At 60.3% G+C, this 22324-nt stretch carries 22 protein-coding genes; 4 read left to right on the top strand and 18 right to left on the bottom strand.

What is annotated here, in order from left to right:
- Positions 1-86 precede the first annotated feature (86 nt).
- Positions 87-311 (top strand): hypothetical protein, encoded by a 225-nt coding sequence (locus J2X56_RS03020; RefSeq protein WP_310159377.1) that lies wholly within the window; start codon positions 87-89, stop codon positions 309-311.
- On the opposite strand, the gene J2X56_RS03015 is transcribed toward J2X56_RS03020, so the two are convergent.
- Both J2X56_RS03015 and xopF2 read right to left on the bottom strand, forming a co-directional pair.
- Positions 286-465 (bottom strand): type III secretion system effector protein, encoded by a 180-nt coding sequence (locus J2X56_RS03015; protein ID WP_245202030.1) that lies wholly within the window; start codon positions 463-465, stop codon positions 286-288. The genes J2X56_RS03020 and J2X56_RS03015 overlap by 26 nt on opposite strands.
- Positions 466-785: 320 nt before the next feature.
- A complete protein-coding gene (xopF2, locus tag J2X56_RS03010) occupies positions 786-2690 on the bottom strand; it encodes a type III secretion system effector XopF2 (RefSeq protein ID WP_310158138.1) in 1905 nt (634 codons plus the stop codon).
- A 302-nt stretch (positions 2691-2992) separates the two neighbouring features.
- Here xopF2 and J2X56_RS03005 point away from each other — a divergent pair, with 302 nt between their 5' ends.
- Positions 2993-3430 (top strand): type III effector, encoded by a 438-nt coding sequence (locus J2X56_RS03005; protein ID WP_310158135.1) that lies wholly within the window; start codon positions 2993-2995, stop codon positions 3428-3430.
- Positions 3431-3601: 171 nt separating this feature from the next.
- On the opposite strand, the gene J2X56_RS03000 is transcribed toward J2X56_RS03005, so the two are convergent.
- Entirely contained in the window at positions 3602-3742 is a 141-nt protein-coding gene (locus tag J2X56_RS03000; RefSeq protein ID WP_209568803.1) for a hypothetical protein, read from the bottom strand.
- Between the two features lie 412 nt (positions 3743-4154).
- A complete protein-coding gene (locus tag J2X56_RS02995) occupies positions 4155-5120 on the bottom strand; it encodes a hypothetical protein (protein ID WP_310158133.1) in 966 nt (321 codons plus the stop codon).
- A 763-nt stretch (positions 5121-5883) separates the two neighbouring features.
- Between J2X56_RS02995 and J2X56_RS02990 the strand changes: the two genes are divergently transcribed.
- Positions 5884-6822, top strand: a complete 939-nt coding sequence (locus tag J2X56_RS02990; protein ID WP_209568807.1) for a YopT-type cysteine protease domain-containing protein — start codon at positions 5884-5886, stop codon at positions 6820-6822.
- A 209-nt stretch (positions 6823-7031) separates the two neighbouring features.
- Positions 7032-7262, top strand: coding sequence for a hypothetical protein (locus tag J2X56_RS02985; protein ID WP_209568809.1), 231 nt, complete (start codon positions 7032-7034; stop codon positions 7260-7262).
- Between the two features lie 38 nt (positions 7263-7300).
- Here J2X56_RS02985 and J2X56_RS02980 read toward each other — a convergent pair whose 3' ends face one another.
- The 14 genes from J2X56_RS02980 to J2X56_RS02915 all read right to left on the bottom strand — a co-directional run bounded on the left by J2X56_RS02980 (position 7301) and on the right by J2X56_RS02915 (position 22185).
- Positions 7301-7747: a VirK family protein gene (locus tag J2X56_RS02980; protein WP_209568811.1), complete on the bottom strand. Its 447-nt coding sequence runs from the start codon at positions 7745-7747 to the stop codon at positions 7301-7303.
- Between the two features lie 19 nt (positions 7748-7766).
- Complete coding sequence (locus tag J2X56_RS02975) at positions 7767-9023, bottom strand: esterase-like activity of phytase family protein (protein ID WP_259435148.1); 1257 nt, start codon at positions 9021-9023, stop codon at positions 7767-7769.
- Positions 8998-9906 carry a nucleoside hydrolase gene (locus J2X56_RS02970; protein ID WP_209568813.1) on the bottom strand — a complete coding sequence of 303 codons (909 nt, stop codon included), beginning with the start codon at positions 9904-9906 and terminating at the stop codon, positions 8998-9000. The genes J2X56_RS02975 and J2X56_RS02970 overlap by 26 nt, the downstream gene beginning before the upstream one ends.
- Positions 9903-10838, bottom strand: a complete 936-nt coding sequence (locus J2X56_RS02965; RefSeq protein ID WP_310158128.1) for a carbohydrate kinase family protein — start codon at positions 10836-10838, stop codon at positions 9903-9905. The genes J2X56_RS02970 and J2X56_RS02965 overlap by 4 nt, the downstream gene beginning before the upstream one ends.
- Complete coding sequence (locus tag J2X56_RS02960) at positions 10835-11941, bottom strand: ADP-ribosylglycohydrolase family protein (RefSeq protein WP_310158126.1); 1107 nt, start codon at positions 11939-11941, stop codon at positions 10835-10837. Before J2X56_RS02960 ends, J2X56_RS02965 begins: the two co-directional genes overlap by 4 nt.
- A 32-nt stretch (positions 11942-11973) precedes the next feature.
- The gene (locus J2X56_RS02955; protein ID WP_209584988.1) at positions 11974-12945 is read right to left on the bottom strand and encodes an ABC transporter permease; all 972 of its coding nucleotides are present in this window, start codon (positions 12943-12945) and stop codon (positions 11974-11976) included.
- A complete protein-coding gene (locus J2X56_RS02950) occupies positions 12935-14080 on the bottom strand; it encodes an ABC transporter permease (RefSeq protein WP_209568819.1) in 1146 nt (381 codons plus the stop codon). Before J2X56_RS02950 ends, J2X56_RS02955 begins: the two co-directional genes overlap by 11 nt.
- On the bottom strand, positions 14077-15672 hold the full coding sequence (locus J2X56_RS02945; RefSeq protein WP_245201963.1) for an ABC transporter ATP-binding protein: 1596 nt from the start codon (positions 15670-15672) through the stop codon (positions 14077-14079). Before J2X56_RS02945 ends, J2X56_RS02950 begins: the two co-directional genes overlap by 4 nt.
- The gene (locus J2X56_RS02940) at positions 15669-16781 is read right to left on the bottom strand and encodes a BMP family ABC transporter substrate-binding protein (protein WP_310158121.1); all 1113 of its coding nucleotides are present in this window, start codon (positions 16779-16781) and stop codon (positions 15669-15671) included. Before J2X56_RS02940 ends, J2X56_RS02945 begins: the two co-directional genes overlap by 4 nt.
- A 20-nt stretch (positions 16782-16801) precedes the next feature.
- On the bottom strand, positions 16802-17557 hold the full coding sequence (locus J2X56_RS02935; RefSeq protein WP_310158120.1) for a GntR family transcriptional regulator: 756 nt from the start codon (positions 17555-17557) through the stop codon (positions 16802-16804).
- 132 nt (positions 17558-17689) lie between these two features.
- Positions 17690-18370 carry a MotA/TolQ/ExbB proton channel family protein gene (locus J2X56_RS02930; RefSeq protein ID WP_209568825.1) on the bottom strand — a complete coding sequence of 227 codons (681 nt, stop codon included), beginning with the start codon at positions 18368-18370 and terminating at the stop codon, positions 17690-17692.
- Between the two features lie 67 nt (positions 18371-18437).
- Entirely contained in the window at positions 18438-20909 is a 2472-nt protein-coding gene (locus J2X56_RS02925; RefSeq protein WP_209568827.1) for a TonB-dependent receptor, read from the bottom strand.
- Between the two features lie 140 nt (positions 20910-21049).
- On the bottom strand, positions 21050-21772 hold the full coding sequence (locus J2X56_RS02920) for a TonB family protein (RefSeq protein WP_310158117.1): 723 nt from the start codon (positions 21770-21772) through the stop codon (positions 21050-21052).
- Positions 21772-22185, bottom strand: a complete 414-nt coding sequence (locus J2X56_RS02915) for a biopolymer transporter ExbD (RefSeq protein ID WP_209568830.1) — start codon at positions 22183-22185, stop codon at positions 21772-21774. Before J2X56_RS02915 ends, J2X56_RS02920 begins: the two co-directional genes overlap by 1 nt.
- Positions 22186-22324: the final 139 nt, after the last annotated feature.

Here is a 22324-nt window from a genome sequence, read left to right as displayed (position 1 = left end):
CAGCTTTGCGCGGGCCCGAGTGCGCTGACAGCGCCATGTCGTGGGCGAACTCCGCAGACTGGAGCCAAACTGGACGGCTGTGACGCATGTTGGCCGACCCCGTATTGGTGGCGCTGAGTACAGCCGATGCCCACTCTTGCGCATTTGTATCGCTCGGCGCGGTCGTCCACCAGATTGACAAGCGCCCTGCCCTTCACCAAAAAGAAAGCCCCGGAGTTCCGGGGCTTTCTTTTTTGGATCTTGCCTCTCTCTATCCCATCCATACGGCAGGACTGCAATATGTCATTAGGCATCCCGAGGTCTATATCTAAACATCAAAGGAAGACCATACTCCGCTCTGATCGAGTTTGCGGACGGCAAATTCCTATATTTGCCTAAACCAACTGCCCTCAATTCTTCTTTGCCTGCAGGAGTTGTCTCATCATATCGATAACCACCTGAGTACGCCTTTGAAGTGCCTTCCATCAAATGCCGAGCATGTACCAGCTCATGGCCGAGCACTACAAAAGACTCTTCAGCAGCAGTGTGAAGACAAACCGGAGATCATCGGTCGGTCAGTTCCATGCTTACTTCGGGACTCCAATTAATAATTGCATTACATCCGTTGCCACGCGATGCAAGATCTGCCGCCAGCTGTGTATTTTGTCGAAAACTCCCAAGTTCGTACTTTTCTACATGAGATCGGCTTAAAACGGGCTCAGTTGATGGTATATCTTCTGCTGAAATTTCCTGAATTGTAAGCTATCGAAGCTTGCCGCCCACCACAATTACTGATGACTTTATCTTTAGTTGGCTGGTCTGCGTTTGGCCATCAACGCCTCGCGTTGATTGATCAGCTTAATCACCTTCTCTGTCGAATCTATTAGCTTTGTGTACGAATGAAGTTGTGCTGCGGTTCTTTGGCAGGATATAACAGTTTCGCTTGTGAGAACCTCATGGATGGCTTGAATCTGATTCACACTGACATACTTTTCAAACTCGTTGATATGAAGATTGATTTGCTCGATAACTTGGATATGTGACGGCATACGCTTGCGCCATTCATCCATAGCAACGAGCAATGTCGCGCACTCTTGCCTTGTTTGAAATAGAAGAGACAATTGCCGCTGATCACGTGTCCTGTCTAGGCTCGGAGAAAGGTCGTACGCATCGCCTTTGGTAAAATCCCTGAAGGCCTCCCAAATATAGTCATAGGTGGTGCTCTGACCAAATTGCTGGAGAAGGCTCGCCCCGGCCTTGAAAGATTCTCCCGGCAGTTCCACGGGACTTCCGTTGCGCATGACTTCCGCCAATTTTTTGGCGGTGGCGGCAGACATCATGCTTCCGATTGCACTAATAGCGGCATTTCGAAAGCCATCCTTAGCCTGCACCGAGAAATCGCGCCACGAGCGCTGCGGATTGAAGGAATGTTTTATGCGCCCGCCCATTTCCCATATGACATCCTTTGCGTAGCGAGGAAAAGAAGGGGCGTCACGCCACGACACAGAGGAAATATTCGACTGCGGGCTCGTGAGCTTGAACAGATTGAGCGTTTGCGTCCCGCCTATCAAGTTATCTGCTTGCACTTGCGATATCCACGGCATCGCCTTGCTCATCCCAATCGTAAAGTTAGCGACACCTCCTGCGCTGGCAGCCAGCACCGAAGTGCCGAACAACGGGAGGGGTGACTTCAGCATTTGCATGGTCGAAAGCGCTCTACGCGCGGTATTAAACGCGCCACTTAGACCGGGGCGGAACCAAGATAGCATTCCCTTCCCTTCAATATTACCCTGCCATCGAACCCACGACGCTCTCAGTTCGACGGCTTGGTCCTTCAGCATAGTAAGGGTCGGATCAATGTCGCGCGGCAAGCTGGGATCATTCTCGTCCTTACCGGCTTCAGCATGCCCGCCATATTCATCAGAGGCAGGAAGCCAATATTCTTTGGCACCATCAACCAATCGCAATTGTACGGGACAAGGATCCGGTGCCAGCACACGCATATCTACCGGATCAAGCTTCGCCAGATTCGAAAGATTGGCGCGCCGATCCATTGCCTGTAATAACCATACCTCTGCCAGGTAAGCGCTTAATCCACCTGTAGCGCCGCCTACCATCGTCGCACTGAATTCGGTGTTGAGCTCCCCAATGTTCTGACCTGCCTCGTTCTTGCGGGGGCCAAGCGCTGATACGGTCGCATTCCGAAGCGGGCCTCGCGCAGCAGCATAGATAAACTGCCGGACGCCATCATAAAGCGCAGGCAACAATGCTTCCTTTACAGGAGCGCTCATGTCAACTCCGAGAACATAGGCGTGACCGAAAGCTTGCTGCCGCGCCTTCACCTGTTGAGCGGCCCAATCAACAAAGATTCGCTCCAACTGCCGCTGTCTTTCATGAAAGGGCTGATTTTCGGCGGTGCGAGCAGACCAGGGAATGTTATCGAGAGCGACCTGAACTAGTATGTCTTCCGAGATATCGATGCATATTTCGCTTTCTCGAATATCAGGTAGATCTATATTCGTACCAGTCATTTCATTGAGGAGGCGTTTACTCGTAGCTTCTTCGCCAACCCTTCTGATGTGAGGAGGGACACTCGGAAAATGTCCAGTTACGTGCACAGGACTTGGTGAAGGCGACGCCGTCACCTCTTCTATCTCGCCTGCCACTTCGAGATGGGCCGAGACATGCACGGATTTGTCGGGAATTCTCATGGCTACATTAAGTCCTTCAAAATTGATAGTGTATTGAATTGAAAATTAGAGTTGAGAATGGCTTTTCTGGCTCGCTCCGCATATGCGATAGGGAAAAAGGAAATCAAAGCGTCATTTAATCTCGTGCAATAAGTGGCTAGTTTTCCAAAAGTGAATCCGCACAAAATAAAAAAAGCCCCAGACTCTGGGGCTTTTTTTCAATTAGTAAATCGAACCATATATTGCTTTTCTTCCACGTACTAACGTATCGAGACCATATAGATTCTGGCTCGATCATTAGTTCAAATTTTAAAGGAATTGCAATGGGAAATTATCTTTGCGTAGGGGGGGCGAGCGGAACCCATGAAGTTAGCTCTCCAACACATCAGGAAAGTGATGCAGCCACACAAATTTTGCAGCGTCGGAACGAACTGCAAAATTCGGCCGGCCTACCACGAGATCAATATGACTTCGTGATCTACCGAGCACCTGGTGGTATTCGTGATCGCTACAACCGCTTGTTCCGAGATACGACGACAACACTTCAAACGGCTGACATGCATTACGCCTATCTTACTGGCGCTTCCACTATTCATTCCGGACATCGAGTAGAAAATATCTTGAGCGATTTGAATTCACGAATCGAAGCTTGGTCTGACATGCGAGAAGCACTTGTGACGGCCATGGAACACAATGTAGAGCCATATAGGGAGGTTATTAACCCAAGCGGATCGAGGAGAATCGGATTCCAAACGTTCTAGCAATAGAAATAAACAAGCTCACTACTCTCAAAAAAGAAGGAAAGCCCCGGAATTTGGGGCTTTTTAATCTCTTAATGACACCGAACAAAATCCACTTGGATTTATCTCAGGTGGTACCGTAAAAAAAAGCCCCGGCTAGATCCGGGGCTTCTTTATTGCTCGCTAGATGCTTCAGTAGCAAATTTTCACGCCATCGATGTCGTCGCAAGCTTTGTTGATACGGAGACCACTGGACAGACGAGGTTCCGCAAAGACAGAGGATGCGAAACCGACCAACAAAATAGCAGCTACCACGGTCTTGACGATACGCATGAAACAACTCCTTATAGATGTGAGGGGAACGTCACCTCAATGCGAAGTGACGGGAACATTCTCTTACAAGCTCGCATTTTTAAGCTGACAAATACCTTACAAAATCAGTAATTAGAAATGAGATTTGTAAGTATTTGTTATTTTCAAAAAAGTTAATTTTTAATTTGAGAATTGATTTGCCCCAGCTGAGAAAACTAGCTAGATAGAGGCGTCATGAAAATTTCAGAGCAGGCGATGCATTTAAGCGCGCTAAGCGAATAAGTAGAAAAAGTAGCTATTGCAATAACATTGTAGGGAAAGACTCGTATTCCTATTTCTGAAAATAGATGTTGAAAAGGAAGATCTGCAGCTGACCCAGCACCGGTCCAGGGCGGCGCTCTAGCAACGCTGCCGTTGCCTTCTTGAAATCGGTCTAGCCGTAGGGCTGCACGGACGCCAGCAGGAGATGCATTTCCTCGATGATCGCCTCCTGCGCCCAGAAGAACAGCGTGGAGTCATTGGTCACCGAGGTCATTGCCTGCGCAGTCCTGAGGAGGCTGTCGAGGGCATCGGCGATGAGGGGATCGTGTCGCAATCCGGGGCTGTCCAGCTTGCTCTGCAGGGTCTGCTGCAATGCTGCCAGCAAGGATGCGGTGCTGTTGGCCAACGTCTGCATGGCATGACCAGATGGCAGCTGCCGCAGTGATGATATCGTCTGTGGCATGTCTCCGCCCCTGGCCGACTGCAATTGCGCGTGATTGTCGATGCGTTCCTCATCAAAGAGATGCTGCAGCGTTTTGCGCGGCCGTACCGTATTGTCAGAGACTGCCAGTGGAGCTTGTCGACATGAAAATGCGAAGGTTGGCAGCCCAGGCGTCACACCGATTTTTTGCGCCTCGGGTTCCAGTGCCTCGCTGTACAATTCGATGGCCACCAGGCCCGGCTTCAAGGGCAGGATCCTGCCTGGCTCCTTGCGCCCGGGGACCAGGCAGGAAGCCGAATTGCGTATTTTGAGCTGGGCAAGGATGCGGGCCGCGTTGGTCTGCGAGTTGGCGAAAAGGACGCACTTGGAAGGATGGCTGCGCCCCAAGATGCGGTAGATGTCCAGGCATTGCGTCCTAGTTCGCTCGGAGGGCGCATCCCGCTGATATTCTGCACTTTCTTGATGTTCCACCGTAAGTCCGGGCACATGGTGCTGGTCCAGTGAGGACCCGCGCAGCGCGTATTCCTTCCTGGTCGCGAGGAGGCCATATTGCCGGGCCGGATCACCACTACCGTGGATGGCTTGCAATTGCTCGCTGCGCTGACGCGCGTAGCTGGCCGAGCCGGTCGAGTACGGCGGTGCGATCGTGCCTCCAGCGCACCGCCAGGTACTGTTCCAGCGCGGATGAAAAATCATCGCCACCCTGAGGCGCAGCTTCAGCTTTGCGCGGGCCCGAGTGCGCTGACAGCGCCATGTCGTCGGCGAAGTCCTCAGACTGGAGCCAAACTGGACGGCTGTGACGCATGCTGGCCGACCCCGTATTGGTGGCGCTGAGTACAGCCGATGCCCCCCATCGATGAGGCCGCTGCCTCCTGAGCATTGAATTCAGTCTCCGTGGGGACCATGGTGCTGATCGAATGGCTGGCAATCCTCATCCGCGAGCTCCTGGTAGGCAATGGAGCTCATGAGTGGTGCGCGGACGCGCCTGGTTCTATTGCACCTGCCCTTCCGTGCCGCTCAAGTGTTCAGCTGCTCTACCCTGCGAGGGCGCAGCCCGCTATCCGGCATCGGGTTCCAGACGTACTAGCAGATTGCAAGCGAAAGAGCGGAAAAAAATTCCGATAATCGGCGACAGGTGTTGACTGACTCGCAGAGTCGGCCCTGAGCGGGTGATCCGAAGTAAAGCCCCCAAACGCGGGATCAATGTCCAGCCCTTGTTGGGTGTACAGACAAGCGCAGCCCAATCCGAAAATCGGCTAAAAAGACAAATCGGGAAAATCAAGAATGGTTAAATTATTCGCGTTGTTTCAGATGCGCTCGGCGAACTTATCTACTTGTTCCTGCACCCATCAGGAGATTGAATCTTCATCACTCCAACTGCCCACATCGGTTTTCATTTGCAAACATGTTTCCACGCTCAAATCCTCCCGCCCACCTCAATGCATCTCTCCCATGGAGCATGGTGCCGGAAGCAGAGGATTCCGGCGCAGAAAACGCCGGCCAATTACCTTGCGGCAGTCCCGCTGCTGCACTTGGCGACTCCAGCCAAGTCGGCGGACCGTCTCGCCGCCGCGAATCCACGCTGAGCAAATTCAGTCGCCTCTTCCGGCATCAGGAAGCTGCGTCCGGTTCTGTCAATGAGTGCGCCAATATCGATCATCCACAATGGGACGAACTGCAACCTGCGCTGCGCAAGTACGTCAAAGCGCGCATGCAAAAAGCACTGGCCCAGCAAAGGCACTTCGGTGCCGACCATCTTGAAAGCCAGAGAGGAATCTGCCGAGGTATGGGCTCCGTCTGGCTTCGTCTGCATCAGGCGAAACCGGCGGCAAAAGCCTCGGCACGCATGTCCCTGCTGATGTCGGAGCGTGGTACGGCACATGCCACCATCGCACAACGACTGTACGCCCAGGAAAATGTTCATCACCACTCCGGTGCAGCGCCCTCCCTGAAAAGGCTGCTGGAGCTGGGGCTCGAAGCCCAGTTCGATACGGCGGTATCAAATCTCTCAAGCGTCTATTCAAGTCAGGCGAGGTGCATCAGCAATGAATTTTTCACGGGGTCAGCAGCGTATCTACGTGCAGAACAGCTACTGAAAAGATCGCCCGGTTATTACGATCTTGGCATTAGTCTCACCAATCAGAGCGGAGAAGAAGCTGGCCACAACCTCAGCGTATTTTCGCAAGGGGATAGGCATTCACTGACCGTGTTTGATTCAAACTTGGGTGAATGTAAGGTGCCACCGGGTGAATTGCCCCGATTCATGAACGAGATGTCCCGGTTTTACCAGGCGACAAGAGCTTACGCATTCTCAGGAATCCGTTCCATCCTGAAAATGGAGTTCACTGAGGACGTCAGCGCAACCCCTCTTGCGCAACTGGCTGGCGAACTGGATTGATCATGCAGAGTAGCGACGGATCAGGATCTGGCAGCAGGAGCTTCAGCGTTCCGAGCCATGTCGCACAATTCGCTCGCCATGCCTGCACGCATCGAGCTTACGCACGGCGCCTGATACAGGTGCTCAATGCGTCGAGGAACTCTTTCTCCAGTCACACCTACCTATGCGTGGCGGCTCACTTAGTCTCAACCTGGCACACAGGAGGAATCATGCTCGATTGGCTGGAAATCACGGGGATCGGCTGCGGCATCGTTGTCGTCATCCTGTTCCGCATTGCGTTACGCAACGCCATACGACAAACCGTGGCCGAAGAAATGGAACAGTGGCGAAAGACCGGCCGCGTCCATGCCGACCAAAATCAGGAGCGGCCTTTGTCCTTTACTTCATCGCGTCACGAACTGGTCTTCGAACTGAGCTGCAACCGCGACCGCTATCGCTAGGGCCTTTGCACAGGGCGTACACGCCCTGCACTCATGGCTCATTGCTGGAAGAACCGGATGCCTTCATTGATGCTGCACTGGTAGGAAATGCGCTCTCCAAGCCGCGTGTAAGCAGGCAGCTGGAACATGTCAGCAGTGAAGGTTACGCTCTGATCGGCCTTGACCTGGTAGCGCAGGAATTGCCACAACGGCTCGCCGTTTCTGCTCACAGTAGGATGGCTGTCCGAGAAGCTCAGCACGCCATCCATGACAAGATAAGCATCGATGGTCAGGCCCCCTTTCGCTTTGCCAGTCCGGCTGGTCACCCCATCCGGGCGGCAATGACTCAGGTCCAGCGAGAGCCGCACAGTCGCGCCCTGGTCGAGCGCCTGCACGATGTCGGCCTGGCTGGATAACGCCGTCACAGGGACTGTGTCGGCGAAAGCGGAGGGCACGCTCAAGCACAGACCGATGAGAGGCAGTGCTATGGTGGACAGAATTTTCATTGCAAGCAGTCCTTTCTCTTCAAGGGGGAATCACTTCGAACGCCAATAGCTGCGTTACCTGGGAGGCATTGAAATTATTATCTGAAATGAAGACCAGGCTGTCATGCCCGTTGGCCAGTCGCGGCCCCCAGGATACGCCCTCCAGATTGTCGATCTTCGCCAGCGGCAAGGTGTCAAAGTCGAGGATCAGTCGTTTGCCGGCCGGCCTGATGCAGCACTGTCCGGCCAGTGCAGGCATCGCCGCAATATCGGTAGCATTGCTGATATCCATTTCGTAGAGCCGGATGTGGAAACGAAACACGCCATCGCTCCCCTGCACTCCCGAGCGTTCCAGCGCCAGCAGATGATGTGCATCGACGGCCAGCAACTCGGAGAGGCCGTTATCGGCATATCGGCCTCCCGGTGCATGCGCAATTGCGTCCAAGGAGTAGGCATATTGGGCGATGATCGTGCCGTCGCGACGATAGTGAGTGATACGGGCCAGAGCACCATGTTCCAGCGTAGGTACTTCGCCGTCCTGATACAAGGGAGCCTCCATCCCCAGCCACAGTGTCTGTCCGTCGGGCGAGAAAGAAAGACCTTCGAAGGAAAGATTGTCGCGCGGCCCCAGTGGCTGATCCGGGCGCACCTGGAACATCGTACCGGTGGGAAACTGTGACAGGTAGCTCCCGTCGCGATCAGCGCGCCGGACAAAGGGCGACATCTTTTTCGGACGATTACCCTCACTGCTATACCAGAGACTGCCATCGAGCGGATCAACCCGTATGGATTCCAGATCAGGAATATCGCCGCCCCGCACTGCCGCTTCTCTTGCATCCGGGTACAGGCTGCCATCGGCTTGTCTCAGCAGCGTCACCGCATCCACCTGCAGGGCATGAAATCCCTGCAGGTCATAGCGCAGCTTCAAGGTGTAAAAGCGCGCGGGACTGACCTCGGAGCGATCATCGCTTTCCGCGACCCAGGTGTCGGAGCGGGGATCGTAGTCGATTCCGGACAAGCCGCCGATCACCGTCCCCATGAATGGCGCATTGAGCGCAATGCGCTGCTCGCCCAGCAGACGCAGGCTGCCCACAAGGGATTTCGTCGGTGTGCTCTGGTCCGGGTTGACGGCACAGCCGCCCAACCAGAAAGCCAGCAGGCAAGCCAGCCACACCAGGCGGGTGCGCATCAGAAAAACAGGCAACGGTAATGAACGCATAAACAGGAACGGTTGGAGTTCAGCGACGGTCCATCGCATGACAAAGCAGGATTCACGGGAGACCGGAAAGTTTTTCAAGCACCAGCGCCAGCAACCCGTCGTTATCGACGCTGGTGGCGGCTCGAATGAAGGAGGCAGACGCATCTGGCGGGTCAAACTGCGTGAGCGCATAGCCCTCGGTGAGACCGGGGCGCCAGTCGACCTCAACGCGGCACAGCTGCTCGCCAAACAAGGCAGGTTGCAGCAGCGCGGCAACCGGGCAGACATCGTGCAGCAATGGATCCATGGCGGCGTATTGCCTGAGCATGGCGGCGGCCGCTTGCCCGCAGCGATTGGCCAGGCACCCTGTCGTCTCGATCCACGCGGGGCTCATGACCGCCTGGTGCGTCACATCCAGCGGATACAGATGGATGGCAGCACCGCTGCGCATGACCAGGTCAGCCGCCAGCGGATCGGCATAGAAATTGAACTCGGCCGCCGGGGTGATATTGCCCGGCACCCGCAAGGCGCCGCCCATGATGGAAAGCCGTCTGCTCCGCCGCAGAATGCCCGGCACCAGCAATTCGGCCAGTGCCAGATTGGTCAGAGGGCCGATGGCCACGAGGTCGATACTGCCGGCGGGTGCCTGCTGCAGATGGCGCACCAATGCCAGCGCACCGTGCTCGCTCTCGAGAGCAGCGGGTGTCCCGGGCAGGACGCCACCGAGGCCGTCTTCACCATGCACCAGGTTGCAGCGCGCCGGTTGGCCGCTCAAGGGGTGTTCGGCCCCGGCGTGAACAGCCAGGTCTGGCCGACCGGCCAGATCCATCAGCTTGCGGGCATTGCCGGCCGTGATCGCAGCAGGCCGGTTGCCCGCCGTCGTGGTGATGGCCAACAGATCCAGCTCGACGCTGCCGGCAGCAAGGAACAAGGCCAGCGCATCGTCGATACCGGGATCGCAGTCGATGATGACAGTGCTCATGAAGTGGCTCCTGTGCAAGCGGTGGCGGCAAGGATGGCGGCCACGCTGCCCTGGTCGGGCAAGCCGTGGCGCGCACCGAGGGCGCTGACGACGCAGCTGGCAGCAGCGCAGGCAAAACGCAGCGCCAGCGACAAGGGCTGTCCTCTCAGGCGGGCACTCAGATAGGCCGCGTTGAAGCAGTCGCCGGCCCCGGTGGTATCGACCACCTGTGCGGGGAAGGCCGCGTGGCGGGAGGAACTGGTACGTACTGCGCCAATGGCCCCATCCGCCCCCAGCGTGACGATGATCTCCGAGGGGCCCAGGCGCAAAGCCTCGGTGAGCACCTGAGCGGAGGGTGCGCAGCCGGTCGCCTTGTGAAAGCCCGCCTCGTTGAAAAACACGATGTCCGCCAGCGAGGCCCGACGCCACATCTCGTCTGCGTTCGGTGCCACGGCTGCCTCCAGATCGATGGCCACCAGCGTGCCAGTGGCACGGGCCAGGTGACTGACCGTCTCCAGCTCAGCCAGATCGTAGGGCATGGCATAGACCAGCCGCGACTGTCTGAGCGCCGTTTGCAAAGCGTCCGTATCCAGCGTGGCGGCGGCCATGGGCAGGTAGATGATCGACTTCTCCCCGGAAGGCGCCAGGATTGCGACTGACGACGCCGAGGCCGCCTGCTGCTGCACGGTCAGCCATTGCGTGGCAACACCATACTCCCCCAGGGAGTCGCGCAGCAGCTGCGCATGAGGATCATCGCCAACCCGTCCGAATTGGGCGCAGTGCATCCCCAGCCGACTGGCCGCACAGGCCACATTGGCCGTGGTGCCGCCGGGCAGGACGCCCAGCCATTGCCCCACGGTCTTGCCGCCGGGCGGCGGCAGCTGCTCGGCGCGCAGCATCAGGTCGGCCACCGGGTCGCCCAGGGTCAGCAGGTCGTACGAGCGCGAACTCATGGCTGTATCCGTGGCGATACGGTGCTGGAGAGACGTTGGGCGCGTTGCGCCATGTTGACGATCGCAAGCTGGCTAAGGCCCTCGGCGATCTGCTGCAGGTCGAAGTCGTCATGATTGACTTCCAGGAATTCACTGAGCAGATCGGCCGGCAACGCAGCCGTGCCGCGCAGAGCGCCGACGATGGCCCCCGCCATGGTGGCGATGGAATCCGTATCATTGCCGATCGAGGAACACAGTGCGATGGTTCGCAAAGGATCACCCTGCGCATAGCACACCACGCCCAGGGCCGCCGGTACGGACTCCGCTGCCAGCACGGAATTGCCGACCTTCTTTTCCATGTTCACCAGAAACTCGCGGTCGTTGCGCGATTCGGCGGCGATACTCAAGGCCATTTCCAGCCTGGCCAGATAATTCGGCCCGGCCACGGAGCGCGCATGCTGGCTGGCCATTCGCTCGCCCATACGGCCGCCGTGGGTGGCCGCCGCCAGCACCTGCTGCAGATCGTCGCTCACCAGCGCCTGGGCAGTGGCAGCGCTGATCGAGCAGGCGGCGGAAATGGCCACATCCGTATCGTGTGAAGGCAGGCAGGTGACCAGTGCCTGTTCGCAGGCCGCCGCCAGATCGCCGGGATGAATCAGCCCAGCCGGTGCCACCCGCATGGCCGCACCATTGGTAATGCCAATGGTGGTCATCTTGCGCCGCGAGCGGCCGATGATGCCCACCTCATTGACATCGCCGCCCTCTTGCAAGGCCTTGACCATCAGCGCCGTGCTCGGCCCCATGAATCCCGCCTTGGGGCTGGTGCTGGCCCAATCCAGCAGGCAGCTCACCCAGCCGTCATAGTCGAGCCGTCCGTCGGCGGCGATCAGGGCGCGCGCCAGGTAGTACATCTGGCTGGCGTCATCGGTGACCTCAGCGCGCTTGCCGGCATTGGCACCGGCAAAGGTGTCATCGGGCGGGGTGCCGAAGCGGGTCACCAGTCCGCCGTGACGGGCGGCGATCTCGTCGATGCTCCATTGTTCGGTCTGGGCACCGAGGGCGTCGCCCATACCGGCCAGGGCCAGCGAGGCGAAGATCCTGTCCCTAAAGTTTGTGCTGCTCACATGCTTCTCCTGTAATGCGAAGGGGTTGTTGCTTAGCTTGATCTGTGCGCCCTGCCCTGCTTGCGTGCACCGGCGGCGACCAGCGCCAGCAGGGTGACCACAGGAGGCAGCATGTACAGCAGTTGCGGTGCCATGCCCGCCGCACCGAGCCGGGTCGAGAGGACCGCGCTGGCACCGAAGAGCAGGGACGCCAGCACCGTGCCGGTGAGACCGCGCGCGCCGACGAAGACCGCCGCCAGTGCCAGGAATCCACGTCCGGCAGTCATGTCGGACTGGAACAGACTGAGGTAGCCCATGCTCAGGTAGACCCCGCCCAGGCCAGCCAGCATCCCCGAGACCAGCAGTGCCAGATAGCGCATGCGCTTGACCGGAATGCCCGCCTCGGCGGCGGCCTGCGGATGCTCCCCTGAGGCACACAGCCACACGCCGGTACGGGTATGACGCAACAGCAGGCGCAGCAGGGGAATGGCCAGCAAGGCGGTCCACAGCAGCAGATGATGGCCCCGACCATGTTCGCCATTGAGCAGCAGGTCCAGTTGCGGCCAGGACTGCAGGCCGGGAAGATGCAGCGCCGGCAGCACTGGCGTATCGAGGCTGGCGGTCGAGCCCTTGTCGCCGACCAGCGTGGACAGCAGGAACACCGTCAGGCCGGCAGCCAGTACGTTGAGGGCGATGCCGGCCACGATCAGATCGGCACCCCATTCGAGGTGGAACACCGCCAGCAGCAGCGCCAGCAGCATGGCCGCCAGTACCCCGGCCAACGCCCCCAGCCAGGCGTGCCAGACCGGCGGCAGGCCCGGCAGCCAATACGCCGCCAGCACCGACCCCACCACGGCAAAGAAAGCCGCCACCAGCATCAGGCCTTCCAGGCCCACGTTGATGCAACCTGCCAGATCAGAAATCAGTCCACCGAGCGCGGCCAGCAGGATCGGTGTAGCGGCGCGCAGCACCGCCGGCAGCAAGGTGGCGGCAGCCATGCTCCAGGCCCAATAGTCATGCGTCATGTCGGCCTCCCGCTACCCTGCGCGCGCGCCAGCGCAGCCAGCCCCCGGCCAGCGCCGGCTGCATGCGTTCGGCCACCAGGAACAGGATGACCAGCGCCTGGATCACCAGCACCACTTCGCGCGATACATCGGTACTGCGTTCCATGGCCAGTGCCCCGGTACGCAGATAGGCATACATCAGCGCCGCCCACGGCACTGCGCGCGGCTCGCAGCGGGCCAGCAACGCTACCAGCAAGCCTTCGTAACCCAGTCCGGCAGGCAGATCGACCGGCAGGCGCTTGAGCAGGCCGTGGCTGATATGCATGCCCGCCAGCGCGGCCAGCACCCCGCCCGCTCCCATCGACAGCCAGACCGTGCGCTGTACCGGCAGGCCGGCCTGCAAGGCGAACGCAGCTGACTGTCCGACCACCCGGATTTCGTAACCCAGCGTGGTGCGCATGAGCAGCAGCCAGCTGATCCAGACCAGTAGCGGCAAGGCCAGCAGCATCACCGTCACGTTGGTATGGACCAGCAGCACCGGCAGCTGCAGCGAGGCCGGCAGGAAGGGCGTGACGATGAAGCCGCCGGCGGGGTCGCGCAGCCAGCCGCTGACCAGCCAGCGATAGGCCTGCACCGCCACCATATTGAGCATCAGAGTGGTGACGATCTCGTTGGCCTGAAAGCGCGTCTTGAGCAGCCCCGGCAAGGCACCCCAAAGGAATCCGCTGGCACAGGCCGCCAACATCGACAGGCTCAGGACCACAAACCACGGCCCCGGCAGATACAGGCTCACCACGGTAGCGGCCAGCGCGCCCAGGAACAGCTGACCATCTGCGCCCAGCGAGAATTGCCTGGCGCGGAAAGGAATGGCCACGGCCAGACCCAGCAGGGTCAGCGTGATGGCGTCTTCGATCACGGCCCCGAAACGTACCAGGCGGGTCAGTTGCCAGCCCTCGCCCGCACCCCAGTGCAGGCGCGGCAAGGCACCGGTGAGCAGGGTCAGGAACGCGCGCAGGGGCTCGCTGCTGACCGCGCACATGATCAGGAAACCACACCCCAGACCGGCGGCCAGCGCCACCGGCAGCCGCAGACGTTGCGCCAGGGCTTGCTGACGTTGCAGACGCTGCTGCAATGGCAGGGCGGTCGCTTGCTTCATGCGGGAACTCCGGAAAATGTGACTGCGTTATTGAGCAAGGCGGTGGCATTTTGCTGGCGTTGGGCGCCGGTCAGATAGGGACCGAGGACATCGGCGCTCAGCCCGGCTGCATCGAAGTGCGCCACCAGCGCCCCCTCGGCCATCACGGCCACGCGGTCCGACAGCACCAGCAATTCATCCAGGTCTGCCGAGATCAACAGGATTGCCGCACCGCCCTCGCACAAGGCCAGCAACTGACCATGCAAGGCCCGTGCAGCACCGATATCGACCCCGCGCGTGGGCTGGCTGGCGATCAGCAGACGCGGCCCGGCCGCCACCTCGCGCCCCAGCACCAGTTTTTGCATGTTGCCGCCGGAGAGCGCTCCCATCAGCGTCGCCGATGAAGGGGCGGCCACACCGCAGTGCTGCATGAGCGTGGCGGCGGTACGGCCGATGGCGGCGCTGTCGAGCCAGCCGCGGCGGGCAAGCGGTGCCTGGTGGTAACTGACGGCGATGAGGTTGTCGGCGATGCTCATCTCGGCTGCCACGCCGTCGCGCATGCGGTCTTCGGGGATGTAGCCCACGCCGCAGGCACGCACCTCACGCACACTCAGGCCGGTGAAGCGCCGCCCCTGCAAACGGCCTTGTCCGCCGCTGGCTGGCTGCAGGCCCAGCAGCACCCGCGCCAGCACATCCTGCCCATTGCCCTCCACGCCGGCGATGCCGAGAATCTCTCCGGCTGCGATGTCCAGTGACAGCGACTGCAAGGCCAGGCGTCCGTCTGCATGATGCGCCTGCAGATCGCGGATTTCGACCAGCGGCTGCGTCGCCCGCTGCCGGGTACGCGCGGGGATGGGCGGCGGTGCCTTGCTAACGATCATGCTGCCCAGTTCGGCCTCGGAAAAATCGCTTACCCGACCGCTGCCGCTGACCCGTCCCTTGCGCAATACCGTAAAGCGGTCGGCGACATCGCGGATCTCCTTGAGCTTGTGACTGATCAGCACCACGGTGAGACCCTGCGCCACCATGCTGCGCAGAACGCGGAACAGGCTCTCGGCTTCCTGCACCGAGAGCACCGCCGTGGGCTCATCAAGCAGCAGCACCCGCGCACCGCGATAGAGCGCCTTGAGAATACCCACGCGCTGTTGCACCCCGACCGGCAGGTCGCGCACGCGCGCCAGCGGCTCCACCTCCAGTCCGAATTGTTGCACCAGCGATTGCACGCGCCGCAACGCCGTCTTGCGGTCGATGCGCCAGCCTCGCCGGGGCTCCGCGCCCAGCACGATGTTGTCGGTCACGGTGAAGGAAGGCAGCAGATGCAGATGCTGGGGCACCAGCCCGATTCCGGCGGCAATGGCTTGCGCCGGATCGGCCAGTACGCGCGCCTGGCCGTCCAGCCAGAGGCTGCCGCAGCTGGGTTGTTCCAGGCCATAGAGCATCTTCATGACGGTCGATTTGCCGGCCCCGTTCTCGCCCACGATGGCGTGGATCTCCCCGGCCCGGATGGACAGGCTCACATCGTCGTTGGCCAGCGTGCCGTTGGGATAGAGTTTGGAGACTTGGCGCAACTCCAGTAGCGCCGTGCCGGCCTGCGGCATCGCTGGCGTGCTCATCCCCTTGCCTCCGTGTTGGCGCGGGCAAAGCCACTGGGCGGGTGCAAGCGGCCACTCACCAGATCGGCGCGCACGGCATCCAGACGTTGACGCAGGGGCTGCGGCAGCCGGTCCAGCACCTCCGAATGCGGTGCCAGCCCGATACCGCCCTCGGCCAGGCCGAGGGAATCGGCGCGTCCATAGGGCAGCTGCTGCCGCAGCGCCAGACTCAGGGCCTGCACGATGGCCACATCGACGTTCTTCAACACCGAGGTGACGATGGCGGCGGCGCGCTGGGGATTGCTGTGGCGATACATCTCATACTGGTCCAGATCCACGCCGATGGTGTAACGATGCGCCTCGCTGGCCGCTTCGGTCACGCCCTGCCCGGTCGCACCGGCCGCCTGAAAGATGAGACCGGCACCCGCCGCCATCTGGGCATTGGCAATATCCTTGCCGGCCGCAGGATCGGAAAAGCCGTTGGCATACTGTATCGCCACCCGTATCGATGGATTGGCCGCACGTGCGCCCGCACCGAAGCCCAGCAGGTAATCATCGATCACCGGCAATTGCATGCCACCCACCTGCCCCAGACCGGCGTTGGTGGGCAGGCCCGGCAGCAGCCGCTCCTGCAGCAGCATGGCGGCCAGATAGCCCGCCAGGTAAGCGCCCTCGTTCTGGCGGAACAGGATGGAATGTACATTCCCGCAAGCACAGCGGGCATAGTCCACTGCAGCATCGAACATCACGAAGCGCATGCGCGGAAACTCTCCGGCCAGCCGCTGTACGTAGGGCACCATGGTGAAGGTGCCGGCCAGCACGATATCGTAGTCGCCACTATCGGCCAGATCGGCCAGCGCGGACTCCCAGCGCGTCGGGTCATTGCCGCCTTCGACCACCCGCACGCTGACCGGCAGTTCACGCCCGGCGCGGCGCATTCCCTTGGCCGCCGAATCGAAAAAGGATTTGTCGCCCAGCGTGCCATTGATGAACAGGACCGCACGCAGCACCGTCTTGTCATTGCCCTTGCGTGCCAGCCCATCGGACCAGTGCGCCAGTAGCGACAGCAGTGCCAGCAGAAGCAGGGTCCAGGCCAGGCGAGGCAGCAGGTAGCGGAGAGTGGCGTTCATCAATGCGGGCGGAGGCAGGTTCAGCGCGTGCCGTCGCTATGACGGGCGATGCGCGTGCGGTAGCGGTAACTGGACACGTATTTCATGAGGCAATATTCGATAGGCTGGCGGCGGTCGGACAAAGTGATCCGTTCGCAGATGAGCAGAGGTGCCGCCACCGGTACATCCAGCCATTGCGCGTCGTCGGCATCGGCCGCACCGGCACACAGATTTTCCACGGCCTCGGCCGGGTCGAAACCGTACTGTGCCGTCAGCAGCTTGTAGAGCGAACCGCTGCGCTCGATCTGGCTGCGGGTCAGGCGCGATCCGCGCGGCAGGACCAGATGGGCATCGTGCACCCCGACCGGAATGTCGTCGATCAGGCGCACGCGCCGCACCCGTACCAGCGGCGTACCGGAATCGATATTGAGCAAGGTGGCGATGGCCATGCTGGCACCGATGTTCTCGATGCTGATGATGCGCTGTCCAGGTACGCCGCCCCGATTGCCGGTATCTTGCGAGAAGCTGTCGATGAAGCGCGTGGTGCCACGCACGATGGCCGGCGAGACAAAGGTGCCGCGTCCATGATCGCTGTAGATGATGCCGCGCTCTTCCATGTAGCGCAGTGCCTTGCGCACCGTATCGCGACTGACTTCATAGTGCTCTGCCAGCTCGCGCTCGGGCGGTAGCGCCTGATTGTCGGTGAGCAGACCGCGATCGATCGTGTCGCGGATGATATCGGCCAGCCAGCGGTAGCGCGGCAGCTGGGTTTCGCTTGGAGTGAGGTCTTTTTTCATGACGGCAATCTTACATTGGTACGTACCAGTTGTAAATCACTGAACCCGGACCGAAACCGTCGCACCGGGCAGGTGCGAAGTGGTGAAGTGGCGAAGTGAGTCACCGGCGCGTACCAGCCCGCTCCGCTTAGCTCAGCCTGCCGCCAGCACCGGGTGGCGGGCGCTGCGGGCCGCCGCGCCGGCGTCGCGCAGGCGGCGGCTGTCGTCCTCGGCAGCATCATGTTCCAGACCGGAACTGCGCAGCAACAGTTCCTTGAGCAGGTCATTGAGGTTGTCGGCGCATTCACGCAAATAGTTGTAAAACAGCAGACCGAACAACGCAATGGAAATGCCCAGCGCGGTGGCATACAGTGCCGTGCCGATGCCCTTGGAAACGCCCGAGGGGTCGGAAATGCCCGAGGAGGCCAGGACCGCGAAGGTATCGATGATGCCCAGGATGGTGCCGACCAGGCCCAGCAACGGTGCGGCCGTGACGATGGTGTCGAGGACCCAGAGGCGCGCATTGACCCGTTTCTTGCCGGCGATGTAGATGGCCTCGCCGAGGTCTTCCTGCTGGGAATGTGTCAGCCCTCTGCCCTGTGTCTGCAGCGCCTCGCGAACCAGTTGCGCGGGCACCGTCTGGCGTTCCAGCAGCGCGGGATCGATGAGCGGCGAGCCACCCTCCCCGGCACTCATCGTGCGCAGCAAGCGTGCTGCGTCGCGGGCGCTGAAGAGGAAGAACAGCTGCCGTTCCACGATCATGAAAACCGCCAGTGCAGCGGCCGCATACATGGCATAGAAAGTCAGTTCATGGAATAGCTGGATGGCATTCATAAAAGCTCCTTGGGGTAGAGGCACTGCCGGTTTCAGGACGGCAGTGCGGTCGGTCAGGCCAGTCGGATCAGAAATCGCTGCTCAGCGATACCTGGAAGGTGCGCGGTGCGCCGACGTAGAACAGCGGTGCCGAGGCCGCCGCGATGGCGGCACCATTGGTGCCGGTGGTGGCGTTGGCATTGGTGGTGAAGGACGAACCGCTGGGACCGGTCATGCTCAGGTATTTCCTGTCGAACAGGTTGAGCAGCTGGAAACGGATCGTCGGCGTCTGCAGGAACAGGGTCTTGTTGAAGCGATAGCCTGCGCCGAGATCGAAGAGCGTATAACCGCCGATGCTGTCGTCGTTGACCAGCGTGGTGTAGCGCTGGCCGACGTAGCGCCCTTGCGCACTGGCGTAGAAGGGACCGGTGGTGTACTGCAGCGACAGGGAGGCCAGCCATTGCGGGGTGTCGGGCATCTGCTTGCCTGAGGTCTGCAAGGTGGTGGCGGTGCCGTTGGCGGCCCGTACGGCCACCTTGTCATCGAGCATGCTGGAGTCGGCATGGGTCAGCGAGCCATACATGTTCCAGTTGTCATTCATCTTGTACCCCGCTTCCAGCTCCAGGCCATAGGTGCGCGAGGCACCCACGTTGAACTGGGTGCTCAGGGCCGAGACCGGATCATACTGGCTGGCGATGCGGTCCTTGAAGTCGATGTAGAACACCGAGCCGGAGAGTGTGAGGCGGTTGCCTGCATAGCGGTAGCCGAGGTCGATGTTGTTGGATTTTTCCGGACTGACCTTGGGCGAGCCGATGCGCAGCGGCACGATGTTGCCCTGGCTGTCACGTGCGATCAGCGCGCCATTGACGATGGAGGTGGTGTAGTTGCTGGCGGCCGCGGTCTGTACCAGGCCGGTATTGGCGGTGTTCTCCGGTGCGCGGGCATTCTGCCCCAGATTCAGGAAGACCGACTGGGTTTCGGTGAGCTGATAGCGCAGGCCGACATTGCCCAGCGTATTGCTGAATGTCTGCTTCACTTCGTAGTCCGCCCCGCCGCTGTTGACGGTCAGGCCGCTGGCAAAGTTGAGGAAGTCGCGCTTGACCTCCTGGCGCTTCAGGCCCAACTGGATGTTGAGGCGATCATTGACCAGCGAGAAACTGTCCTGCAGGAACACCGTGTGCGCATCCACCCGGGTGTACCAGTTGCGACCGGCATTGTAGGGCGCCCCATCGGCGTACTTCAGGTACTGGGCACTGTTGGTCAGCCAGTAATCCGAGGTATTGCCATTGCTGTCGATGGAGGCGAAGGGACTGTATTGCTGCGAGATCCCGCGATCCAGCCACAATCCGCCCGAGAGGTTGTGGCTGCCCAGTTGATAGTTGGCCTTGGTGGTGACACCGAAGCGATTGGTCTGGCTGATATTGCTGCCGTAGCCCAGGATCGTATCGAGCGTGTCGCCGTCGCCATTGAGGTCGCCGATGCCACCGTGCAGCAGGTTGCTGCCGCGCGCCTCCGAGACGCTGGTGAGCTGGTTGCCGCCGGTGCCGTAGCCGTAGATGTAGTACGGATTGACATCCACGCTGGCCTGCGGCGAGAGCTGCCAGTGGTTCACCATCGATACCTGATAGTTTTCGAAGGGATTGTTGTTGAAGCCCTGGTAGTTGCCGAGGATGGCGGCATTGGCCGTGGCCTCATTCTGGGCCGTACCACTGCCGGGTGTCAGGTGGCTCGGCGGTGTCGTGCCGAAATCATAGCCATAGCCGAAGCGCGCCAGATCGGCCTTGCTGACGGTGCGATAGTTGGCGTTGTCCATCTTGTTCCACAGGAAGGCCAGTTTGGAGTAGCTGCCTGAGCCGAAATCGAAGACCGCCTTGGCGTCCACGTGCTCGCGCTTGGCGCTGCCGCTGCCCTTGAACTTGTCAGCACCGGCCTGCGACATGGAAATGAAGAACTTGGCCCGGTCATTGGCAAACTTGCCGGAATCGAAGCGCACGAATTCCTTGTTGTAACGATTGGAGCCGAAGGCGAGATTGAACTTGCCACCCAGCGTGTCCCGCGGGTCACAGGTACTGATACCGACGTTACCGCCACTGGCACCGACGTGCGGTGCTTCCATGTCACCGCTGCCCTGGTTGAGGAAGACATCACAGGTGTTCTCGGGATCGGCGAACTCCTGGATGTTGATCGAATAGTTCAGCGAGTCGTTCAGCGGTGCGCCATCCAGCGTCAAGCCCATCTGATTGGCGTTGTAGCCGCGTACCCGCAGCGTGCCGCCGAACAGGCCAGTGCCGTCCTGGTCGAACGCCGATACCCCCGGCAGGCTCTGGATGATCTGGAAGGCCGTCGAAGAGGCTCCCATTTTGCTGATGGCCTCGCGACTGACCGAGCTGCGCGCCTTGGGCGTGTCGTCGGCCTGGATCATGCCGCCGCCCGGTGCCTCGGCCGCACCGGTGACGGTGATCTGACCCAGATTGCTGGTCTCCTGCGCCCATGCCGGCACCAGTTCGGTCAGGAACAGGCCCGACACCAGCAGGGCCAGCTTGTTGAATTTGAACTTCATCGTTGCGACTCCCATAGAGTGGTTCGGTTGTGCCTCGCGCGCCTTGCCGACGCTGATGGCCATTGCGTTTCTCATGCATCGCCCATGCGATGCCGACTGCTCGGAAAAGCTTTGCTGGCGTGGGCCACGGGTGGTCCGTATCAGTCCGTTGCCGGTTTGAATTCGAGATCGACTACGAAGCGGTGGGTGGATTGTCCCGGCTGGAACTGTTCGGGAAACGCGGGGAACCGCCCCATCCCCACACTGCGCCGCGCGGCCTGGTCAAGCAGCATCGAATTGGAACTCTGCTCGATACCGGCGTCGACCACCGAACCATCGCGATTGAGGATGAACCACACCTTGACCGTTCCTTCCGGTCGCTGCAGGCTGGCTTCACGCCCGGTCGGATAGCGCTTCACGGCATTGAGATAGGCGCGCACCCGGGCGATGAATTCGGCCTCCACATTCGGCTTGGGTGCAGGCGGTGCCGGTGGCGTCGGCGGCGCCACCGCTGCTGGCGCAGGCGCTGCTGGCGCAGGCGCTGCGGGCGCTGGCGGGGTGGGCGCTGCCACCGGCGCGGGCACGCTTACCGCCGGCGTGGTCGTCGGCTTGGGCAGCTCGGGTTTTGGCACCGGCGGTGTCGGCCTGGGCTGCGGCAGGCTGCGCGGGGCCGGCTCGGACGGCGGTGTCTTGGGCGGCTGCGGTGGCTGCGGTGGAGGGGGCAGGCTGACAGGATCGATGACCTCCAATTTCACTGGCTCGTCGTACTTCGGCTTGAGCGGCTTGACCAACTGTATCCCGGCCGTCACGAGCAGCAGGATCAGCCCGGTTGCCGGCAAGGCGGCTACCCAGTCGCGATGGCGATAAATGAGCTGCATGGCCATCACTTGCGCTTGGACACGAAGGACAGCGCATCAAAGCCGTTGCCCTTGAGGACATCCATGAGGTCGATCACGCGCTGGAACTCGATCTTCTGATCGGCATTGACGATGAGCACCAGCTTCTTGCCGGGCTCCTTCTGCTGCAATTGCTTCAGGCCCGGCACTAGCGCCTCCAGCTTGACCGGCTTGCCTTCGAGCTCCAGCTCCCCGCCTGCCCCCAGGGCGATGCGTGCGATGTACTGGGTCTGCAGGTCGCTGGCCGAGGAGGAGCTGGGCAAGGAAGTCTTGATGCCCAACGCCGGAATGACGTTCAGGCTCAGCAGCACGAAGAAGACCAGCAAGAACATCATCACGTCGATCATCGGAATGATCTCGATACGCGCCCTGCGCTTTTCCGTTTCGCCCCAGCTTCTCATCGCTTCAACTCCTTGGTCGGTATTGCGCATGGGAAAAAGTTCGCACGCGCCCTGAAAGTGAGGCGATTATGAAATTTCAGAACTCGGCTGTCAATAAGTGGTACGTACCAACTAAATATATATTTGATTTTTTTGTTTT

It is taken from the genome of Herbaspirillum sp. 1173 (assembly GCF_031455335.1).
GTDB lineage: Bacteria > Pseudomonadota > Gammaproteobacteria > Burkholderiales > Burkholderiaceae_D > Herbaspirillum > Herbaspirillum huttiense.
This window is presented reverse-complemented; position numbering and strand designations above follow the sequence as displayed.

What these genes read in the sequence shown, in the direction of transcription:
- J2X56_RS03020 (WP_310159377.1), top strand. Translation starts at nt 87, where the DNA reads ATGTTGGCCGACCCCGTATTGGTGGCGCTGAGTACAGCCGATGCCCAC.
- J2X56_RS03015 (WP_245202030.1), bottom strand. Translation starts at nt 465, where the DNA reads ATGGAAGGCACTTCAAAGGCGTACTCAGGTGGTTATCGATATGATGAG.
- xopF2 (WP_310158138.1), bottom strand. Translation starts at nt 2,690, where the DNA reads ATGAGAATTCCCGACAAATCCGTGCATGTCTCGGCCCATCTCGAAGTG.
- J2X56_RS03005 (WP_310158135.1), top strand. Translation starts at nt 2,993, where the DNA reads ATGGGAAATTATCTTTGCGTAGGGGGGGCGAGCGGAACCCATGAAGTT.
- J2X56_RS03000 (WP_209568803.1), bottom strand. Translation starts at nt 3,742, where the DNA reads ATGCGTATCGTCAAGACCGTGGTAGCTGCTATTTTGTTGGTCGGTTTC.
- J2X56_RS02995 (WP_310158133.1), bottom strand. Translation starts at nt 5,120, where the DNA reads ATGATTTTTCATCCGCGCTGGAACAGTACCTGGCGGTGCGCTGGAGGC.
- J2X56_RS02990 (WP_209568807.1), top strand. Translation starts at nt 5,884, where the DNA reads ATGGTGCCGGAAGCAGAGGATTCCGGCGCAGAAAACGCCGGCCAATTA.
- J2X56_RS02985 (WP_209568809.1), top strand. Translation starts at nt 7,032, where the DNA reads ATGCTCGATTGGCTGGAAATCACGGGGATCGGCTGCGGCATCGTTGTC.
- J2X56_RS02980 (WP_209568811.1), bottom strand. Translation starts at nt 7,747, where the DNA reads ATGAAAATTCTGTCCACCATAGCACTGCCTCTCATCGGTCTGTGCTTG.
- J2X56_RS02970 (WP_209568813.1), bottom strand. Translation starts at nt 9,906, where the DNA reads ATGAGCACTGTCATCATCGACTGCGATCCCGGTATCGACGATGCGCTG.
- J2X56_RS02965 (WP_310158128.1), bottom strand. Translation starts at nt 10,838, where the DNA reads ATGAGTTCGCGCTCGTACGACCTGCTGACCCTGGGCGACCCGGTGGCC.
- J2X56_RS02955 (WP_209584988.1), bottom strand. Translation starts at nt 12,945, where the DNA reads ATGACGCATGACTATTGGGCCTGGAGCATGGCTGCCGCCACCTTGCTG.
- J2X56_RS02950 (WP_209568819.1), bottom strand. Translation starts at nt 14,080, where the DNA reads ATGAAGCAAGCGACCGCCCTGCCATTGCAGCAGCGTCTGCAACGTCAG.
- J2X56_RS02945 (WP_245201963.1), bottom strand. Translation starts at nt 15,672, where the DNA reads ATGAGCACGCCAGCGATGCCGCAGGCCGGCACGGCGCTACTGGAGTTG.
- J2X56_RS02940 (WP_310158121.1), bottom strand. Translation starts at nt 16,781, where the DNA reads ATGAACGCCACTCTCCGCTACCTGCTGCCTCGCCTGGCCTGGACCCTG.
- J2X56_RS02935 (WP_310158120.1), bottom strand. Translation starts at nt 17,557, where the DNA reads ATGAAAAAAGACCTCACTCCAAGCGAAACCCAGCTGCCGCGCTACCGC.
- J2X56_RS02930 (WP_209568825.1), bottom strand. Translation starts at nt 18,370, where the DNA reads ATGAATGCCATCCAGCTATTCCATGAACTGACTTTCTATGCCATGTAT.
- J2X56_RS02925 (WP_209568827.1), bottom strand. Translation starts at nt 20,909, where the DNA reads ATGAAGTTCAAATTCAACAAGCTGGCCCTGCTGGTGTCGGGCCTGTTC.
- J2X56_RS02920 (WP_310158117.1), bottom strand. Translation starts at nt 21,772, where the DNA reads ATGGCCATGCAGCTCATTTATCGCCATCGCGACTGGGTAGCCGCCTTG.
- J2X56_RS02915 (WP_209568830.1), bottom strand. Translation starts at nt 22,185, where the DNA reads ATGAGAAGCTGGGGCGAAACGGAAAAGCGCAGGGCGCGTATCGAGATC.